Source organism: Lysinibacillus sp. G4S2 (genome assembly GCF_030348505.1).
GTDB lineage: Bacteria > Bacillota > Bacilli > Bacillales_A > Planococcaceae > Lysinibacillus.
Window position 1 is genome coordinate 358,738 of the sequence record NZ_JAUCFJ010000002.1, and the last position, 18,456, is coordinate 377,193.

The 18,456-nt window shown below is 35.7% G+C and carries 20 protein-coding genes; 11 read left to right on the top strand and 9 right to left on the bottom strand.

The window, feature by feature from the left end; genetic code table 11:
* Positions 1-144: 144 nt before the first annotated feature.
* From QUF91_RS02095 to QUF91_RS02105, 3 genes are all read right to left on the bottom strand, one after another.
* Positions 145-1,101 (bottom strand): LytTR family transcriptional regulator DNA-binding domain-containing protein, encoded by a 957-nt coding sequence (locus QUF91_RS02095; protein WP_285398320.1) that lies wholly within the window; start codon positions 1,099-1,101, stop codon positions 145-147.
* Complete coding sequence (locus tag QUF91_RS02100) at positions 1,088-1,693, bottom strand: dienelactone hydrolase family protein (protein WP_289416677.1); 606 nt, start codon at positions 1,691-1,693, stop codon at positions 1,088-1,090. Before QUF91_RS02100 ends, QUF91_RS02095 begins: the two co-directional genes overlap by 14 nt.
* Positions 1,694-1,888: 195 nt before the next feature.
* A complete protein-coding gene (locus QUF91_RS02105; RefSeq protein WP_285398322.1) occupies positions 1,889-2,713 on the bottom strand; it encodes a methyl-accepting chemotaxis protein in 825 nt (274 codons plus the stop codon).
* A gap of 547 nt (positions 2,714-3,260) precedes the next feature.
* On the opposite strand from QUF91_RS02105, the gene QUF91_RS02110 reads away from it, so the two are divergent.
* On the top strand, positions 3,261-4,778 hold the full coding sequence (locus QUF91_RS02110) for a DEAD/DEAH box helicase (RefSeq protein ID WP_483308073.1): 1,518 nt from the start codon (positions 3,261-3,263) through the stop codon (positions 4,776-4,778).
* A gap of 17 nt (positions 4,779-4,795) precedes the next feature.
* Complete coding sequence (locus tag QUF91_RS02115) at positions 4,796-5,575, top strand: YqhG family protein (RefSeq protein WP_289416679.1); 780 nt, start codon at positions 4,796-4,798, stop codon at positions 5,573-5,575.
* Between the two features lie 87 nt (positions 5,576-5,662).
* Here QUF91_RS02115 and QUF91_RS02120 read toward each other — a convergent pair whose 3' ends face one another.
* Entirely contained in the window at positions 5,663-5,980 is a 318-nt protein-coding gene (locus tag QUF91_RS02120; protein ID WP_289416680.1) for an ArsR/SmtB family transcription factor, read from the bottom strand.
* On the bottom strand, positions 5,977-6,402 hold the full coding sequence (locus QUF91_RS02125) for an SRPBCC family protein (protein ID WP_289416681.1): 426 nt from the start codon (positions 6,400-6,402) through the stop codon (positions 5,977-5,979). Before QUF91_RS02125 ends, QUF91_RS02120 begins: the two co-directional genes overlap by 4 nt.
* Positions 6,403-6,563: 161 nt before the next feature.
* On the opposite strand from QUF91_RS02125, the gene QUF91_RS02130 reads away from it, so the two are divergent.
* Positions 6,564-7,202: a LysE family translocator gene (locus tag QUF91_RS02130; protein ID WP_289416682.1), complete on the top strand. Its 639-nt coding sequence runs from the start codon at positions 6,564-6,566 to the stop codon at positions 7,200-7,202.
* Positions 7,203-7,560: 358 nt separating this feature from the next.
* Here QUF91_RS02130 and QUF91_RS28030 read toward each other — a convergent pair whose 3' ends face one another.
* Positions 7,561-7,689, bottom strand: a complete 129-nt coding sequence (locus QUF91_RS28030) for a hypothetical protein (RefSeq protein ID WP_353957833.1) — start codon at positions 7,687-7,689, stop codon at positions 7,561-7,563.
* 270 nt (positions 7,690-7,959) lie between these two features.
* Between QUF91_RS28030 and QUF91_RS02140 the strand changes: the two genes are divergently transcribed.
* Complete coding sequence (locus QUF91_RS02140; protein WP_289416683.1) at positions 7,960-8,139, top strand: hypothetical protein; 180 nt, start codon at positions 7,960-7,962, stop codon at positions 8,137-8,139.
* Positions 8,140-8,746: 607 nt separating this feature from the next.
* Here the strand turns inward: QUF91_RS02140 and QUF91_RS02145 are convergent.
* Positions 8,747-10,060, bottom strand: coding sequence for a short-chain fatty acid transporter (locus QUF91_RS02145; RefSeq protein ID WP_289416684.1), 1,314 nt, complete (start codon positions 10,058-10,060; stop codon positions 8,747-8,749).
* Positions 10,061-10,367: 307 nt separating this feature from the next.
* Between QUF91_RS02145 and QUF91_RS02150 the strand changes: the two genes are divergently transcribed.
* From QUF91_RS02150 to ytxJ, 6 genes are all read left to right on the top strand, one after another.
* Positions 10,368-11,258: a LysR family transcriptional regulator gene (locus QUF91_RS02150; protein ID WP_289416685.1), complete on the top strand. Its 891-nt coding sequence runs from the start codon at positions 10,368-10,370 to the stop codon at positions 11,256-11,258.
* A gap of 107 nt (positions 11,259-11,365) precedes the next feature.
* Complete coding sequence (locus QUF91_RS02155) at positions 11,366-12,073, top strand: CoA transferase subunit A (protein WP_289416686.1); 708 nt, start codon at positions 11,366-11,368, stop codon at positions 12,071-12,073.
* Positions 12,073-12,714 (top strand): 3-oxoacid CoA-transferase subunit B, encoded by a 642-nt coding sequence (locus tag QUF91_RS02160; RefSeq protein ID WP_289416687.1) that lies wholly within the window; start codon positions 12,073-12,075, stop codon positions 12,712-12,714. Before QUF91_RS02155 ends, QUF91_RS02160 begins: the two co-directional genes overlap by 1 nt.
* A gap of 64 nt (positions 12,715-12,778) precedes the next feature.
* A complete protein-coding gene (locus QUF91_RS02165) occupies positions 12,779-13,405 on the top strand; it encodes a kinase (protein WP_289416688.1) in 627 nt (208 codons plus the stop codon).
* Between the two features lie 203 nt (positions 13,406-13,608).
* Positions 13,609-14,022 carry a VOC family protein gene (locus QUF91_RS02170; protein WP_289416689.1) on the top strand — a complete coding sequence of 138 codons (414 nt, stop codon included), beginning with the start codon at positions 13,609-13,611 and terminating at the stop codon, positions 14,020-14,022.
* A 158-nt stretch (positions 14,023-14,180) separates the two neighbouring features.
* Positions 14,181-14,510: a bacillithiol system redox-active protein YtxJ gene (gene ytxJ, locus QUF91_RS02175; RefSeq protein ID WP_285399745.1), complete on the top strand. Its 330-nt coding sequence runs from the start codon at positions 14,181-14,183 to the stop codon at positions 14,508-14,510.
* Positions 14,511-14,572: 62 nt separating this feature from the next.
* Here ytxJ and QUF91_RS02180 read toward each other — a convergent pair whose 3' ends face one another.
* Positions 14,573-15,028 (bottom strand): hypothetical protein, encoded by a 456-nt coding sequence (locus tag QUF91_RS02180; protein ID WP_289416690.1) that lies wholly within the window; start codon positions 15,026-15,028, stop codon positions 14,573-14,575.
* A gap of 149 nt (positions 15,029-15,177) precedes the next feature.
* Positions 15,178-16,365 carry a Ger(x)C family spore germination protein gene (locus QUF91_RS02185; protein WP_289416691.1) on the bottom strand — a complete coding sequence of 396 codons (1,188 nt, stop codon included), beginning with the start codon at positions 16,363-16,365 and terminating at the stop codon, positions 15,178-15,180.
* Between the two features lie 586 nt (positions 16,366-16,951).
* Here QUF91_RS02185 and QUF91_RS02190 point away from each other — a divergent pair.
* Positions 16,952-18,133 (top strand): NupC/NupG family nucleoside CNT transporter, encoded by a 1,182-nt coding sequence (locus tag QUF91_RS02190; RefSeq protein ID WP_289416692.1) that lies wholly within the window; start codon positions 16,952-16,954, stop codon positions 18,131-18,133.
* The last annotated feature ends 323 nt before the right edge of the window (positions 18,134-18,456 follow it).

Sequence of the window (18,456 nt, forward strand, 5' to 3'; positions counted from 1 at the left end):
AAACCTCCCTGTGTTGTTGTTGATATCTACACTATAAGGGACAATGGAGAGCTCAACATTAAATTACAGGTGAAAGGCAGTAAAATGCCCTTTAGTGGAGAAATATTTCAGCTGACAGGAGTCGTTTATTTCCTGGGAAATCTCCTAAATTCCGAGTATTTCCTTTAAATCTGCAAGCTTATTTTTCGACAATGGTACTACAGCCTTTTCATTACTATTTAAGGCTAGGCTGTAGCTATTGCGAGTCCACGTAATGATTTCCCGAACCTTTTGCAAGTTTACGATATAAGAGCGATGACTTCTAAAAAAGCCAAATGGTGTCAATTTTTGCTCAAGCTCATTCAGTGATAATGTACATGGATAGGTTTCCCCTGCAACATACACTGAAACGACCCCTTCAACACTTTCGATATAATCAATCTCAGGGGGATTAAATAAAATGATTTTGTCATTTTTCTTCGTAGGAATTTTATCAAGTCGAATGGGTGCATTTTCAAGTGTAGGAGAAGCTGGTTCTGTCTCATCCTCTTTAACATCTAATCCATGTAAGCCCATTGTATCCAGTCTATGTATTGCTGTACTCGAAATAATTAAATCCTCAAGATTATTAGACAGTAAAATAACTGTTTTATCCTGTTTTTGAAGGGCACCCAATAACTGAATGACTTTTTGCTTGGAAAACTCATCAAGATTTTGAAATGGCTCTTCTAAAACTTGTATTTGTGCTGAACTGAGATATGTATGAATTAATTTTAAACGTTGCTTTTCTCCGTTTGAAAGCTTGCTGATCTTGATTTTTTTTTGCTCCGTTAAAGCGGTTAATTGCAATAAATCCTCCATTTTTTCAGAAGTAGCATCGAAGAGCTTTAAGCAAAATTGGATATATTCTCGAACCGTAAGTCGCTCATACAACGCACTTTCGCGAAGATATGTATACGTATTGCTTTGTTTCATAAACCATTGCATTAATGTATTGATTTTAGATACATCTGTATAAATGCCGATAATAATTCCTGTCTGCAAGGAGAGGTGAAAGCTTGGATATATGACATTGCCTCCTTCAATATAAGGTTCAATAATCATGTTTTCATTTTGATCCATTACTTTGTCCTCCTTGATTTTGTTCGATTTGAAAAAATTGTAAAATATCGGTTTGTGCATGTAAATAACTTTCATGACAATAGTTCGAATTATAGTAGTCCATAAAACCATGCTGACCTTTATATTGTTTCGTGTGAACAGCTGGTAATGTATCGAGTGCTTCCTTTAATTCATGGACATTAAAGCTTTTCTCATGACTTGGTAAAATGACAAGCGTCGGACAAGTTGGGATTATATCAAGATACTGGCGAATACGTGAACCATAAACGCAAACGATTCCTTGTAATGGGAGGGTTGATAGTCGCCAAGCTAATGTTGCACCTACACTAAATCCAATTAATAGCACTTCATTATACTGTGTCCTAGCTTCCAATAGTTTTTCGCTTAGTTTTTTGAGTGGCGCATCAAAGCCAACTTCATTTATGAAAAACTTATAGGATTCCTGTTCTTGTTCATATGTAAATACTGTATTTTCTGAATATAAAGAAATGCACTCAACAGTAGTGCTAGCGTTACTGTATGTTTCAGCTTGCTTTTTTATAAAATCGTTTACACCGTATATTTCATGTAAAATAAATATTTTCCTCTTCATATAGGCCTCACTTTCTTTTTTCCAATAGTGTACCAAAAAGTAATCATATCGTATATTTTACAAATGCTTAGGGTTAATTTCATTATTTTGGTAATTATTTCAAAAGTAGCACAAAAGTAAAAAATCCGCGCAGACTTATGTGGCTCTTGATTTGACCACAGAAAGCGAGGCGGATTTTTCTGTTGATATAAGCCTTTATTTCATTGCTTTAGACATAAAACCCTTCATTTCCATACTAAGCGTAGTAAGCTCATCAATAATTTCACTAAAGTCCTGAACAAGTTGTGCCTGTTCATTTGTGGCACCATTTATTTGAGTCATGTTTTGCTTTAAATTTTCAAGATTATAATTGATGCTTCGAAGCGAGGATTCAATGTTATCAGTAGCAGAAGTTGTTTCAGTAGAAAGCTTGCGAACTTCTTGTGCGACTATATTAAATCCGGCACCATGCTGACCTGCTCGTGCTGCCTCAATCGATGCATTTAATCCGAGTAAATTGGTTTGACGAGAAATATTTTTTATTAAATCGGTAATACCATTTGTTTTTTCAGCATCCTCTAAAGCAAATTGTGTTTGCTTATTAATTTCCTCGCTAGTTGCAGCTAGCTCCTCCGAATGAGAGGCAATTGTATGTACTTTATCCTGTAGGTTTTGGATAATGTCATTCATAGTAAGAATATATTTCTCCATTTGTAGAGAATGGTCAATAGGTATTCCAAAGGCTAGCGCGCCTACGATTTGCCCATTTTCACGAACGGGGAAAGAAAATGCGTTAAAAACCACACCATAATATTCTTTTGGTACAGGCTCATCAGTGCTTTTTCCTTTAAGTGGAAGATGTAAAATAGCATCATCTGGGTGAAGTTTTTGTCCGATTTTATAACCAGAATCTATCCGTTTCCCAGGTAAATAAGCAATAATACGCTCACTCTCTTTATCTACTAATCCAATCATGGACTCGCCCTTCATAGCTAAATGAATGTAAGGCAGTGACATTGTTAATGCTTCAAGAATTTTCATAGTAACCTCCTCGGTATATGTGCGCCCTATTAAATTGGGCATAATCCCGTTCTTCTAAAAAAACGTAATTTTTTGGAAAGTAATACTTCTTTAATTGTATGAAAAAAGGAAGTGAATAAAAAGACTATCTTAATACCATTATCCTTTTAAATTGTCCGAAATTAAGGTTCTAACTTTTTAATTTACTTAAAAAGCTAGATTTGCAAAGTAACGAATATTGCAGACGCGGTAATCATGGAGTATGTGCAATAGAACTTTGAAGAAAATAATACGGTATTAGATAGTGTTAATAAATAAGGTATATGGCATCGGCTTTTACTTAGGCCTGCAGATGTTTTTTGAGCGAAAGCGAAGCGTCAGCAACAATGTTTTATCTGAGCGAAAGCGAAGCGTCAGCAACAAAAGCGGCTCATCGGACTCCCCTAGGAAAGCGCCCGAAAATCAACTACTCGCTTTACCGGAGTAAACTTTAATTTTTCTTTCGCAAAACCATAACATAGCTTTCTCTTTTTTGGACAACCTAAACTAGAAATAATGGCATGAGGTGATGATCATGAAAATAGAAAGGTCGTCCGAATGGGAAGAAGGCTTTATAAAAAAACTTGATCATCTTGAAAAATGGGATAGTTGGACATTGTACAAGATGAATTATGACATTGTGAAAATGAAGTTAATTACTGATTTCACAGGTTTACAGGCAACAAAGTATTTACCAAATTTAAAGCCGCTGACACATCAGCTAGAAGCAGCAGAAACAGTGATTGAACGGATGAATGGAAAAGCGATTTTAGCTGATGAGGTAGGTCTTGGTAAAACAATTGAAGCCGGTTTAATTTTAAAGGAATATCTGATCAGAGGACTTGTCAAAAGAGCATTAATATTAGCCCCAGCATCTCTTATTAATCAGTGGATTGAAGAATTAAATACTAAATTTCATATTCCGGCAATAGCTTATAAAAAAAATGTTCCGATAGAGCGCTACGATGTCCTTATTATGAGTATGGATACTGCCAAAAAGAGTCCGCATAAAGAGCGTATTTATGAGCAGGATTACGACATGATTATTATTGATGAGGCGCATAAGCTAAAAAATCATAAAACTCAAATTTATGAATTCGTACAAGGTTTAAAGAAGAAGTTTTGTTTATTATTAACGGCAACACCGATTCAAAACGATGTCTTTGAATTATTTTATCTTATTTCCTTGCTTAAGCCTGGCCATCTGGGCAATTATGATACATTTCAATCTGCATTTTCGGCAAGTAAGCATGATTTAGAGCATGATGATTATTTAAAGGAATTAGTGAATCAGGTGATGGTGAGGAATAGGAGAGAGGACACGGGTATTGAATGGACAAATCGCCGCGTTAAAATTGTTCCGATCAAATTTACGAAGGAAGAAGAGGAAGTTTATGAATTGCTCGGAACGCTTCAAAATACGGGTTCTTTCTCATTGATTACATTACGGAAGGAAATGTGTAGTAGCAAAGAAGCGACAGCTTTAACATTATCTAAAATGCTTGAAGAAGATAGTGCACAATCACAAGAAGTGGAAGCTATACTAGCAAAATTAATGGCTTTAGAAGTGAATTCAAAGGCGGAAAAAACACTTGAAATAATCGAACAGGCAGAAGATAAAGTAATTATTTTTACAGAGTATAGAGCTACTCAAATTTATTTGCAATGGTATTTACATTCTAAAGGTATAACGAGCGTCCTGTTTAACGGTAAATTTAATAAAAACAAACGTGATTATATGAAGCATCTATTTAAGGAAAAGGCACAGGTTCTTATCGCAACAGAGGCAGGTGGCGAGGGGATTAACCTTCAATTCTGTCATCATGTCATTAACTACGATTTGCCTTGGAACCCTATGAAGCTAGAGCAGCGGATTGGTCGTGTACATCGTTTAGGGCAAGAGCATGATGTTCATATATACAATCTGGCTATTGCAAATACTATTGAAGAGAATATATTAGCATTACTTCATACGAAAATTGATGTTTTTGAAAAGGTAGTAGGGGACTTAGATGCGATTCTATCTAACTTTAAAGAATCTGTTTAGTGTAAGGGAGAAGGACTATGTATCCACAGCAAGTTCATAGTTATTTACGACAATTTTTCACAGAAAATGATTGCGACATTTTAGGGGAAGACCAACATTATCTTACCGTGCAATTAACGGTTGATATCGATAAAAAAATAATGAATCGACCATTTTATTGGCAATACGTAGAAGCTACAAATAGTGAGCCAAATCCGGCCCAAGTAACATTCATTACAAATCAAACAGCATCAGCTGGTAGTCTTTATGGCGAGGCTATTCATTTTGGTTCTCCAAGAATGAACCAGCTTTTTCAAGCAACAAGGGAGCTAGGAGCTTATGTTCAAATGTATGAGAAGGTCGATACAGCAAGAGGGCAGGCTATTTTAACACCTTGGCTAGGGGTGAATTATAAAGTATCGTATTGCTGCGACCAAACGAAAGAAATGCTCTTTTCCTTTGGTATCAATCTATTAACAGGTCTCATTAAAGAGGACTTTCATGAAACCTTATGTGCAACCGAGCTAGATACTGTTCCAGCAGACAATGTTTTTCATGTGCAATACATTATTAAACCTATTAGGGCACTTCAAAGATTAGATGCAGCAATTGAAGCAATCATTGCTCAGGATGACCATTCGTGGGCTACTGAAGCAAAAAAGAGATGGCAACGTAATCAACGTGTATTAGATTATTTTTATGAGGATATCGATGACAAACCAGAATGCTATGACATTGAAAAGAAGGCTTTAGAGGAACAATATGATGCAATAATTAAAATAGAAATTATTAATGGTGGATTATTTTATCTATATTAAACAAGGAGCTGTCCAATAGTCGTGGACAGCTCCTTGCCATTTTAACTTCTTTCAGTGGGTGTGACGCTAATGCCGAGACATTATTGATTATTCTTCAAGAAGGCTTTGTAGTTGTGCCAATTTATTATCCCAAAATAAATCAAAGTATTGTAGCCAATCTTCAATTTCTTTTAGTTTTTCAGCATGTAATGTATATATTTTTTCTCGTCCCTTTTTCTGAGCAGAAACAAGCTCAGCCTGTTCTAAAATTTTTAAATGTTTAACGACAGCAGTTCGGCTTATAGAGAAATTCTCAGAAATAAGGGAGATGGGCTTATCACTTGTAGCAAGTAGCTGTAGGACATGACGTCTTGTCGGATCAGCGATTGCTTGAAAAACATCATATTTTACAGCAAGCGGTGTCATTGTGATTCTACAACATTTTTTAATTTTTGACCGATAAGCATTGTCCAGCCGCTATCCATTGTTGTACGAATAGCTTCAGCAGGCATGTTAGCTTTAGGAATGATATGCGAAGCTTCTTTCCAGCCACCATGAGTTAACGTAAATTCTGTTTGCTCACCAATTTCTTTCAGCTCAAAAGTGACAAACCATCCATCTGTATCCCATGCAAAACGAACAAAATGTGGAGCATCTACTTGTTCTACTCGACATGGTGAAGGGCCAAACGGTGATTGTATTGTAAATTCGTGACCTTCAATAGCCTTAAAATCGTTTGGCATAAGCCAAGAAGCAATCTTTTCAGCGTCCGTTACTGTTTCCCATACTTTTCCAATTGGTGCTTTTAGTGTAATTGTTTTAACAATGTTCTCTAGTTTTTCAGTCATTTAAATATAAACTCCTTTGCAAATATATAACCTTAAGGTGTTATGAGTATATAACACCTTAAGGTTGCATGTCAATTATATATACCTTAGAGTCTTTTTTGTTTAGCTATACATATGTTAATATTATTTTTATAATATTCTGACTAAATGGAGGGTTTAAAATGGTGAACATATCTGTTTTTTTAGTCATGTGTATTTTATTAATTATTTTACCTGGCCCTGATACGGCGATCGCCACAAAAAATACGCTTACAGTAAGCCGAAAGGGAGGCTTACAGACTTTACTCGGCTCATGCTGTGGATTATTAATTCATACTTTTGCGGCGGTTATTGGACTCTCCGCGATTATTGTAAAGTCAGCATATGTATTTGCCATTTTAAAATACGTCGGAGCGGTCTATTTATGTTATTTAGGTGTCAAAACATTATGGGCATTACGAGCAATCCGCACGCAATCTCCTGTTGTGCAAGACGAGACCCAAATTGATCACAAATATTCACAACAATCATGCTTTAAGCAAGGCTTCTTAACGAATGTTACAAACCCTAAAGTGGCAGTATTTTTTCTAACATTTTTACCACAGTTTGTAGATGCTAAGGGCGGTACATTTATGCCGTTTCTTATAATGGGGCTTATTTATACTACGTTAACAGGATTGTGGTTTGTATTTTATGTTTACTTGTTGGATAAAATTAGTGCATTTATGAAAAAGCCAACGACGAAAGCTGTAATCGAAGGATTGACAGGCGCAGTGTTAATTGGCTTTGGCATTAAGCTAGCATTTGAAAAAGCCCACTAAGGTTTTATTAAAGGTGGAGATATGATTTATATACCGTTAACATTTTGTAAGTGGTTTAAAAGCGGCTGGGACATAACTGGTCAAAACCTTAAAAGGCGTGAGAAATCAATTTAGAAACGTTGATTTCTCGCGCTTTTTTGGTATAAAATTTTTAAATTTTGACTTGAAAATATGCTTATGTCATAAGCGACGCAAATTATCAGTGCGGTCAGCTAGTGTTGCATGAAGGTAGATGTCGATATTTTTCGAAAGTTGGTTGATAAATTAAAAAAGTTGGTTGATAAATCGATAAAGTTGGTCGATAAACAAATGTTCTCGATAAATCTCAAAACTGTAGCTCATTATCTACTGTCCATGATTATTTCCAATAAAGAGTACCCTTAAATTTCTCTGGCTTTTTTACATAGCTTTCGATAATAAATCCACAGTCTGTGCAAATAATGTATTCAACAACTGAACCTAAGCCAGGCTTATTATCTGGGTACATAACCCCAGCTCCAGTATGCTTCCTTTCCCTAACTCCTTCCCACCACATTTTGGACATTCTATTACTTTCGTAGAATTCTTCAATTTGAAACCCTCCCCTTATATATATGTAAACCAACTATCTTCCTAATATATCCCATTATCTATTATTACGAATTATATGAATCAGTTCTATTTCATCGATATTTATGACCACCATAAGTTGTGGATGACATTAGTTAAAACGTATGCTATGTATATAAGTTGATTGGAGTGGAGGCTGGGCGACTCCTTGGGGATCAGCGTCACAGATGAGACCCTGGAGCGAGCCCCGCGAGTGAAGCGGCTCATCGGACGCCCCCAGGAAAGCGCCCAGCCGGAACGGAAATCAACTACATGTTTTGCTGATGAACCATGTTTATCCTTTCTCTATCCCGATAACGTCTTGTGCAAGTCACTCTTCTTCAACTGATGAAAGAGGAGGAGGGAAGAGTGGCGTGCCCCGTTCTAATTCAATATTTTTCATTGTCAATTCAGGCGTGTTGATTAGGAAAAAATAGGTTTATTATTGATCGATGAAAGGTTTTTTCTTGTTGCTAATTAGTGTCGAGCCCCAAAACAGAATCGCTAAAGCTACTTTCGTTCGTTTTATAGGAATATTTTGAAGATTTATCGAAACAAAATCGCTCTTTATCGAAACTATTTGAGCTTTTATCGAAACAAAATCTCATTTTATCGAAACTATTTGGGCATTTATCGAAAAACAAGCTCTTTCTATCAAAGAAATCAACCACATGTTATGATGAAGAGCTTGTAGTGTAGGGCTACTCGACGCTCGCTAGCAGGAAGCCTTGCTCTGTGCGAAAGCGAAGCGTCAGCAACAAATTGTTTTATCTGTGCGAAAGCGAAGCGACAGCGACAAAGCGAGTAGCCCTTAGCGGAAATCAGATCCTTCTAATTTAATTAGGGTGGATAAAAATGGTTAATCAACACACCTGTTGTCAATTCAACTACATTCAAAAGGGTAATAAAAACTTCACGGATATATATTCCGTGAAGCTTAAATACGCTATATTCAGCTAGATGAAAAGGAAGCCAATGCTTATAATAATGCCCGTAAAGATTAAAACGAATAAACAGAAGCCCATTATATCCCTAGCCTTTAAACCGGCGATTGCAAGGGCTGGTAGTGCCCAGAACGGCTGAATCATATTTGTCCAAGCGTCACCCCAAGCGATCGCCATGGCAGTTTTAGCATAGTCGGCACCTAGAGTTGTAGCGGCATCTAGCATAATAGGAGCTTGCACTGCCCATTGTCCACCGCCTGATGGTATAAAGAAGTTAACAAGTCCTGCTGAGAAAAAAGTGAACAAATAGAAGGTATGTTCATTGGAAATACTAACGAACCATTTTGAGAATACAGCAGCTAAACCAGAAGCGGTCATCATGCCCATAATCCCTGCATAAAACGGAAATTGAAAAACAATGCCTGTTGTTGTTTTAATGGCATCTTGTGCGGCTGCAAGGAAACGCTGCGGTGTCCCGTGGAAAATGATACCTAACACAATAAAAATTGTATTCACAACATTTAAATCAAGAACAAAGCCCTTCGTAACAAAATGATAGATTAAATAAGTAAGTCCGAGAATACCAATTAAAATCGTTAAAATATAACTGCGTTCAGAGCGACTGGCAAAGTTATTTTCAGGCTTAGGCAACTCTGTTTTTTCTTCCACTAATAAAGCAGGGTTCACCTCAACCGTATCTTCTTCCTTTGGCATCATCCAACGATTAAACAATGGTAAAGTTAAAAGTATAACAATGACTATGAATAAGTTATAAGTTGAAAAAATTGTAACATTGGTTGGTACGATGCCCATAATGTCAGCAAACTTATGACCTTCAGTCGCAATGGATAACGGAATTGAGCCAGCTAATCCACCATGCCAAATAACCATGCCTGAATAGGCGCTGGCGATTAATAAGCGATAATCAACCTTCTTTACATGTCGAGCAATTTCCTTTGCAAAGAGGGCACCAATGACAAGTCCGAATCCCCAGTTAATCCAGCAAGCTATTAGTGATACGAATGTAATAACCATAATAGCCATGCCTGGTGTTTTTATTTTACTTGCACTGGCCGATAATCCTTTTTTAAAGACAGGACTATTCGCTAAAATGTGACCTGCAGCTAAGACAATCACCATTTGCATTGTAAATTCTAATAAACTCCAAAAGCTACCTCCCCAATATGTCACCATGTCGAGTGGAGAAGAATCTGTTAATGTAACCCCTAAAAGTAATACTAATACTGTGAGTATAGTGACAAAAATATATGGATCAGGTAAATATTTTTCCATGATAGCATTTGAAATTCTTGTTAACGTTTTCATGTTAGAAATCCCCCTTCCTTTTCTGCCATCCCTTATTGCTAATTGTACAGAGAGAAATGAAATATTAAAGAGAAAGATAGAATTAAGAACGAAAAATGCGACGTAATGTAGAAATATTTTTAAAACTGTTATTCGTGAATGTTGCGTAATTAAATATTATCGGCATCAGGGAGAAACATTGCTGCTATTGTATTTGCCTTGGATATTTTCTAGAAGAAGGATTAGTAGAAAACGAGGAGAATGTATTATTAAACAAGGGTTTTGGAATATTTTTTATAACAAATTAGAATAAATAGGGGGTGTCTATATGGAGTTACGAGATTTAAAAGCATTTATGACTGTTGTTGAACATGGGAGTTTTACAAAGGCAGCTAGTGAATCCTTTGTGTCACAGCCTTCATTAAGCAAAAGCATTAAAAAGCTGGAGGATACTCTTCATGTGGAGTTATTAAACCGATCGACACGCAACGTAGAATTAACAGATGCAGGAAGTATTGTTTATAAACAAGGACAAAAAGTAATGCGTTCTGTACACGATTTACATAATTTACTGGATGATTTAATGAACATCAAGACAGGTTCTATTAAATTAGGGATTCCACCGTTAATTGGCACGCTATTCTTTCCTGAAATTGCTCGAAAGTTTCATCAGCAGTATCCAGAGGTACATTTAGAGCTCGTGGAACGTGGAGCTAAAATGATTGGAACGTTAGTAGAAAATGGCGATGTTGATATGGGGATTGTTGTTATACCTACAGATGAAAGGAAATTTTCTGTCCAATCATTTGTGGAAGACCAATTTTTTGTCTTTATTAATGAATCCCATCCATTAGCACAGCAAGAACATATTTTATTACAAGATTTACAAAATGAAACATTCATTATTTTTACAGAGGAATTCACATTGCATGATTATGTGATTAAATCATGTAAAAGCGTAGGATTTACACCAATAATCGGCTATAAAAGCTCGCAATGGGATTTAATAGTGGAGCTAGTATCCTCGAATTTAGGCGTGACACTTTTACCGTATTCAGTTGCCGCAAAGCTGACGAATAAAAATGTAAAAATAATTCCATTATTTAATTTTGACATGCCATGGCGTTTAGGTGTTATTACGAAGAAGAATACATATCAATCATTTGCATTAAGGCAGCTACTTACTACAATTCGTTCTGAAGAGGACGGCAAAAATTGAGTTATGCCATTTTGGAATAAATAGTATTCGAATTAATTCCTTTACTTATAAAATGATATTGAGGTAGAATTTTTCTTAATAAACGAGCAATTTTAGGGGGTTTCGATATGGGGAACGGGAAAGTGTGGAATTCGTTTGAGGAAGCCGTTGCAGATATTAAAGATGGGAATACGTTAGCGGTAGGGGGCTTCGGGCTATGTGGTATCCCTGAAAAATCAATTGCAGCGCTAGTACAAAAGGGAACAAAGGACTTAACAGTTGTCAGTAATAACTGTGGCGTGGATGATTGGGGTTTAGGGCTTTTATTAGCAAATAAACAAATAAAAAAAATGATTGCATCCTATGTAGGTGAAAATAAAATTTTTGAGCAGCAATTTTTAAGTGGGGAGCTTGAAGTAGAATTGACACCACAAGGTACTTTGGCTGAACGTATGCGAGCTGGCGGTGCTGGAATTCCTGGCTTTTATACGGCTACTGGGGTTGGAACGCCAATTGCTGAAGGGAAAGAAGTAAAGGTTTTTGATGGGAAGGAATATATTTTAGAAACAGGAATTGTCGCAGATTTTGCACTTGTTAAAGCATGGAAGGCAGACAAGCTAGGTAATTTAGTTTTCAGAAAAACATCACGTAACTTTAATCCACTAGCTGCAATGGCTGGGAAAATTACGATTGCAGAGGTGGAGGAAATTGTTGAAGTAGGAGAGCTAGATCCGGATCATATCCATACGCCAGGAGTGTTCGTGCAACGCGTTTTACTAGGCGAAAATTATGCGAAGCGTATTGAGCGTTTGACGGTGAAAAAGGGGGATGCGTGATGGTTGATACAAGACAAAGAATAGTAAACAGAGCGGTAAAAGAAATACAAAACGGCATGAACGTCAATTTAGGTATTGGTATCCCAACGCTAGTTGCCAATGCAATTCCGGCTGATTATGACGTCCTTTTACAATCAGAAAACGGACTTCTAGGCATTGGTCCATACCCAGCGGAAGGAGCGGTCGATCCTGATTTAATTAATGCAGGTAAAGAAACGGTAACAGTTGTACCGGGTGCTTCATTCTTTGATAGTGCCGAATCGTTTGCCATGATTCGCGGAGGCCATATCGACCTTGCTATTTTAGGTGGGATGGAAGTATCTGAAACGGGTGACCTTGCAAACTGGATGATTCCAGGGAAAATGGTGAAAGGTATGGGAGGCGCCATGGACCTTGTAGTTGGAGCGAAAAGAGTCATCGTTGTGATGGAGCATGTCAATAAAAACGGTGAGTCAAAAATTAAAAAACAATGCGAGCTACCGTTAACAGGCAAAGGCGTTGTACATCGATTAATTACAGACCTAGCTGTTTTTGACTTTACTGAGCAAGGTATGCAGCTAATAGAATTAGCAGAGGGTGTCACTTTAGAAGAAGTAAAAGAGAAGACAGCAGCTTCATTTAGTGTAGCCATAACAGAATAAATGCAAAGTAACCAGTTCTTTTGGCAGAGCTGGTTATTTTAATGATTGTTAGGAGTGTCAATCAATGAATATACACGAAATAAAGAACGATATCATAAAGCAATTTAAAGCGAGGTCTGCTAAAGAAAGACCATTCATTGTCGCCATTGATGGACTAGGTGGCGCAGGCAAGTCAACTATAGCTAACAAGCTTGCAGAAGAGCTAAAAATAATATGTGCTGTAGAACTAATTCATATAGATAATCACATCGTTGAAAGAAACAAACGCTATAATACTGGCTACGATGAATGGTACGAATATTATTACTTACAGTGGGATATCGACTTTATTAAACATCATGTCTTTTTACAATTACATAATTATAATTTAGAGCTCAAACTTCCATTTTATGACCAATCAACAGATGTCAGTTGTAATAAAAAAATTACATTAGCAGCAAACAGTATACTTATTGTTGAGGGAATCTTTCTTCTACGCAGTGAGTGGAGGAGCTTTTATGATTATAGTTTATATATAGAATGCCCTAAAACTGTTAGAGAGGAAAGGGTATTGCAGCGAGACGTGTATATTGGAGATTTTCGAACACGATTAAACAAGTATAGAAGAAGATATTGGCCAGCTGAGGAGTATTATTTAGAAAAAGAAGATCCATTAGCAGTTGCAGATAGAATTTGTGATTTTTTAAGGTGAAATTGGTGCTTCGCGGGTATTTGCGTGGCTAGCGCGGGTATTTGTCTCCAATTCGCGGGTATTTCAACCAATATCGCGGGTATTTTGCTTTTCTCCGCGGGTAATTTTATATTACTGCCATAGATTAGCATTTTTTCAGACCAAGGGCTGTTCTCTAGCTTTATTCTTCAATTATATAATTGAAAAAAAGGAGAAAAATAACTATGAGACAACAATGGTCGGATGAATTACAGGTGGCCCAAGTACGTATTGCTAGGCCAACTGATAAATTAAAGGAAATTGAAAAATTTTATTGTGAAGGCGTAGGGTTAGAAAAAGTTGGCTCTTTCACAGGGCATCGTGGCTACAATGGTATAATGATTGGTCTTCCAAATGCTAGCTATCATTTAGAATTTACAGAGCATATTGAGGGGAGCCCTTGCCCAGCGCCAACAAAGGATAATCTGCTTGTGCTATATATTCCAAAGTTTGTAACGATACAGCGTATTGCCGAACGCTTATTGCAAATGGGCTATCCCGAAGTAGAGCCAGAAAATCCATATTGGGAAGAAAAAGGTGTCACAATTGAAGATCCAGATGGTTGGCGTGTTGTATTAATGAACACTGAGGGTATTTAAATATTGTGAGAAGAGGTACGAGCTTTCATTTATTGTAGGCTCGTATTTTTATCTTCATTCATAGAAGATTCTTACCTCTTTTGATTCACTTTCATACATTATTAATACCCTATATGGTATATAATGAATGAAAGGCTTATAAGTTGGAGGTTCAAAGTATGGAAAGAATTAAAACAACTGAACAATGGAGAGATACTTTACAGCAATCTAAGCACAAGGCCTGTCTAGTGTTAAAATTCAGTATGACATGTTTTAGTAGCATCTCTGCGTTAAAAGAGTTGAAAGCGCTAGAAACAAATTTGCCTAAGTATTTAGTGATTGTGCAGAAGGATAGGGATGTTTCAAATATTATTGAGAACGATCTAAAGGTGAAGCATGAATCACCACAACTCTTAATTTTGAAAGATGGAAAAGGCGTCTGGCAAGCAACGCATTATAAAATAAAACAATCTCTTCTGTCTGAAGCAATTAGTATGTACGTTAAGTGAGCGGATAATAAAAAAGATACCCATTCTTTATACATAAAGGGGTATCTTTCTGTTGTATTTTTTTAATGGCCTAAAGCTTCATTTTGATGATAATGAGTAGCGATGGATTCAATATCTAGCTGGTTATAGTTTGCCCAATTAACTTTTCTAAAGTCTTCTTCACTAAAATAAATGTTTAATACCTCAGTCATACCTTTCTTTCCACCTGTTTCCGTTAACGGTGCGTACCAGGAAATAGATGGTGTTTTAACACTTTTTAGTTTGGACAGCTCAGCAAATATTTTTGTAGAGTCCTTCAGCATTTGACTTTTCAAACCTTTTCCAACATCTGTATCTTGAATGGAAATAGTTACAACCCCATTCTTTTCTTCAACAGTGAATTTATTTTTGACGATAGCTCCCACTATATCTTCAACGGAAGTATTTTTGTCGACGGCTACTTCTTTTGGAGCGGTATTTTTTCCACAAGCTGATAATAATAATGTGGCTAGTAAAAACAGATAAAATAACTTCTTCAATGTAATGACCTCCCTTGTTACTACCATATATGCGCAAAATGGAGGCGAATTATACAGGGTGGAAGATGGTTATTTGAAAGAAAGTTAGGAAACGCGTCATTTTATAAAACTTGGCAGTTATCTAGAAAAAATGCTTCATCAATTTTGTTTTATTCTTGTGGGATGGGATTAACCAAGGTCGCTGTCCCAAATGTGTGGACATTTACGTCAACATTGACTTCTAACTCTGGAAATATTGTTGACCAATCATCTTTAATAGTATCCCATGCTTGGTAATCTTCCCTATGAAGTACTTCTCCAAAGTTCAAAATATCAACTTGATAATCTTTTTTAATAGTATTAATGGTTTGTTCAATATTTCCTTTAATATAGGTTGCAGTTCTTTTATCAATCATTTTTAAAGTTTTTTCCTCTGATAAATCAATGTTACATTTTACTTCTGCAACATTTTGTTCAATATCAATTTTCACATTTATTTTTGGAATCCCATTTTCAAATTTTCCATGAATAGTTGTTTTAGATTTTCCTATTTCTGTTGTTATAGATCCTTTATTAGGACAGGAGGTATTTATGATTGTGCTTTTAATATTATCCATTAAAAAATTGTAATAGATACTTTCTGATTCAGTTAAAAAACCAATTAATTTATCCTTTTTGAATACTCCGAATCCAATGAAATGTAATACTGCTGACGTCTCAATTCTTTCAACATTATCTGGACCTTTACCTTTTTCTTTGTCTCCAACTAATTCTATCGCTGACAAAACAGTACTTTTGTGCTCGCCGCCCAATTCAGAAATTAAATCTTCAGTATCAATAAATTTTGTTGAACCCCAAGCATCTTGGGAAGCAAGAGTGGAATTTAGCATCTTTTTTGCTGGTAATTTTTCAATAGGTGTTAAGACACTTAAAATATCTTTAGCAGTAGAATTATATGCTACAACAAAGTTAAAATCGCTTCTAATTGCTTGGTCTCTAGCCATAAAATCTAGAGCTTCCGCAATTCCTTCAGATGCAAATTCTTCCCCAAAAACGACCAATTGCATGTGAGTGAAATAGGCTCTCCTTGGAGTAGTTGTAGTTAATTTCCTAACAGCTTCAAATAAGGATTTTCCAGTTGTATGATAGGTAGCAACTGGCGATTGACCACCAGAAGATTTACTGCCAGACATTTCACCAGCATTGACAATTTGAACAGAAATATAATATTCATCATTGATTTTATCTATACCTAAAGCAGAAACAATAGCTAGATCACTTAATTCACGCTTACTCCAACAACCACTTAGTAATAGCGTAAATATTACTAGAAAAATTACTATTAACGATTTTTTCATTTTAATATTCACCTCTTCAAGTAAACTATTAAGAGGATGAACAATTTTTTGAAGAAATATACTAAAAAATTAGATGATAAGAATATTCTAGAAAACTAGCGTAAAACCTTACAAAGGTTACAGTTGAACATTAGTTAAGACCAAGATAATCGTGTCTGGTCTTTTTTTTATGAATTTTTTTAGTTCATGTAGTACAGGGGAATTAATTGTTATCTCAGGCCTCTTCAACAAGAAGGAAGAATGGGTATTTTGATGAAGGGTGATTGTGAAATATTACGCTAAAACGAACGGAGTAGGTTTGTTTAACTTTTTTTAAAAACGACGGACATAATATATCGAAAACCTCACACAATAAATAAAGTTTTAACATGAAGAAAGTGATTACATATTTTTTTCTATTAACTATTGAATAACTAGTGAAAAAACTGTTATAGTGAGAATGTTTGTCTGACGTCTGACCACGAGATTGTCTTCTAGTTTAAAAATTATGGACTATTTTTCCAGTTTTGATATTAAAAATAAGAAGCGAAAAATGCGTCTTGAGGTCGAATGTCTAAAAATTATCATTATATTTATGGAGGAATTTATGAGATATTTAATATCCATTTGTGGATTACTACTTGTTTTTGGTTTAGCATTGTTAATGAGTAAAAACAAGAAAGAAATAAAATATAAAAATATAGTTATTATGTTAATTATCCAATTTCTATTGGCAATATTATTGCTAAATACAAAATTTGGTTATGTACTAATCAAAGGAATAACAAATGGTTTTAATCAATTATTGTCTTACGCAAATACTGGTATATCATTTGTTTTTGGAGGTTTAGCGAATAAAGGGGAATTTTCCTTCTTTCTAGGTGTATTATTACCAATTGTCTTTATATCTGCATTGATAGGGATCTTACAGCATTTTAAAATTCTGCCTTTCATCATGAAGGGAATAGGTTTACTATTAAGTAAAATAAGTGGTATGGGAAAATTGGAATCATATAATGCAGTTGCTTCTGCAATTGTAGGTCAATCTGAAGTATTCATTACTGTAAAAAAACAATTAGATAAGATCGCTCCACAGCGAATGTATACATTATGCGCATCGGCAATGTCGACTGTTTCTATGTCAGTTGTTGGAGCATATATGACGATGATTGAACCAAAATATGTTGTAACGGCGATTGTGTTGAATTTGTTTGGTGGATTTATTATTGTTTCAATCATTAATCCGTATACAGTTGAAGAAAGCGAAGATATCTTAAAGATTGAAGATGAGCATAAGCAAACTTTCTTCCAAATGCTTGGAGAATATATTATGGATGGATTTAAAGTAGCCGTTATTGTTGGAGCCATGCTTATCGGTTTCGTAGCATTAATGGATTTAATCAATTCACTATTTGATATGATTTTCGGTGTATCTTTCCAAGACATATTAGGTTATATTTTTGCACCAATCGCTTTCCTAATGGGTGTACCTTGGGCAGATGCTGTTACTGCTGGAGGAATCATGGCAACCAAATTAGTAACGAATGAATTTGTTGCAATGGCAAGCCTTGGAGAAGTAGCTAAGTCAATGAGTGCACATACACTAGGTATTATTTCTGTATTTCTTGTATCCTTTGCAAATTTTGCATCGATCGGTATTATTTCCGGAGCGGTAAAAGGTTTGAATGCAAGGCAAGGGGATGTAGTTGCTCGTTTTGGCTTAAAGTTGTTGTACGGAGCAACACTTGTTAGTATCTTAACGGCTACAATCGTTGGTATCGTTATTTAGTTTAGAAAAATCCAATATCGATTGTACTAAATTCCAAACGTTTGGGTTTATGCCTTCCACACATCTGTGGAGGGCTTTTATTATGCATTCAAATGGAAAAAAGGATTGGTGCATTGTCGCAAGCATCTCTTATGCAGTGGAGGGACCTGTGATCATATTAAATCAATCTCAGAAATTATGGGTGTTATTGTAAATCGTAATTTATTGTGAGTATCTGGTCTTTTTTTATGATGATTTAAATCAGGGGTATTTATAGATAAAGGATAATTATTTATTGTTTTACGATAAAAAAGTATTGACTAAGAATGTGTTATCGATTATTC

Coding starts and splice junctions, on each gene's coding strand:
- QUF91_RS02105 (WP_285398322.1), bottom strand. CDS start 2,713: ATGAAAATTCTTGAAGCATTAACAATGTCACTGCCTTACATTCATTTA.
- QUF91_RS02150 (WP_289416685.1), top strand. CDS start 10,368: ATGGAGTTACGAGATTTAAAAGCATTTATGACTGTTGTTGAACATGGG.
- QUF91_RS02100 (WP_289416677.1), bottom strand. CDS start 1,693: ATGAAGAGGAAAATATTTATTTTACATGAAATATACGGTGTAAACGAT.
- QUF91_RS02185 (WP_289416691.1), bottom strand. CDS start 16,365: ATGAAAAAATCGTTAATAGTAATTTTTCTAGTAATATTTACGCTATTA.
- QUF91_RS02120 (WP_289416680.1), bottom strand. CDS start 5,980: ATGACACCGCTTGCTGTAAAATATGATGTTTTTCAAGCAATCGCTGAT.
- QUF91_RS02095 (WP_285398320.1), bottom strand. CDS start 1,101: ATGGATCAAAATGAAAACATGATTATTGAACCTTATATTGAAGGAGGC.
- QUF91_RS02165 (WP_289416688.1), top strand. CDS start 12,779: ATGAATATACACGAAATAAAGAACGATATCATAAAGCAATTTAAAGCG.
- QUF91_RS02125 (WP_289416681.1), bottom strand. CDS start 6,402: ATGACTGAAAAACTAGAGAACATTGTTAAAACAATTACACTAAAAGCA.
- QUF91_RS02130 (WP_289416682.1), top strand. CDS start 6,564: ATGGTGAACATATCTGTTTTTTTAGTCATGTGTATTTTATTAATTATT.
- QUF91_RS02155 (WP_289416686.1), top strand. CDS start 11,366: ATGGGGAACGGGAAAGTGTGGAATTCGTTTGAGGAAGCCGTTGCAGAT.
- QUF91_RS02160 (WP_289416687.1), top strand. CDS start 12,073: ATGGTTGATACAAGACAAAGAATAGTAAACAGAGCGGTAAAAGAAATA.
- QUF91_RS02190 (WP_289416692.1), top strand. CDS start 16,952: ATGAGATATTTAATATCCATTTGTGGATTACTACTTGTTTTTGGTTTA.
- QUF91_RS02145 (WP_289416684.1), bottom strand. CDS start 10,060: ATGAAAACGTTAACAAGAATTTCAAATGCTATCATGGAAAAATATTTA.
- ytxJ (WP_285399745.1), top strand. CDS start 14,181: ATGGAAAGAATTAAAACAACTGAACAATGGAGAGATACTTTACAGCAA.
- QUF91_RS28030 (WP_353957833.1), bottom strand. CDS start 7,689: ATGTACCCAGATAATAAGCCTGGCTTAGGTTCAGTTGTTGAATACATT.
- QUF91_RS02170 (WP_289416689.1), top strand. CDS start 13,609: ATGAGACAACAATGGTCGGATGAATTACAGGTGGCCCAAGTACGTATT.
- QUF91_RS02115 (WP_289416679.1), top strand. CDS start 4,796: ATGTATCCACAGCAAGTTCATAGTTATTTACGACAATTTTTCACAGAA.
- QUF91_RS02110 (WP_483308073.1), top strand. CDS start 3,261: ATGATCATGAAAATAGAAAGGTCGTCCGAATGGGAAGAAGGCTTTATA.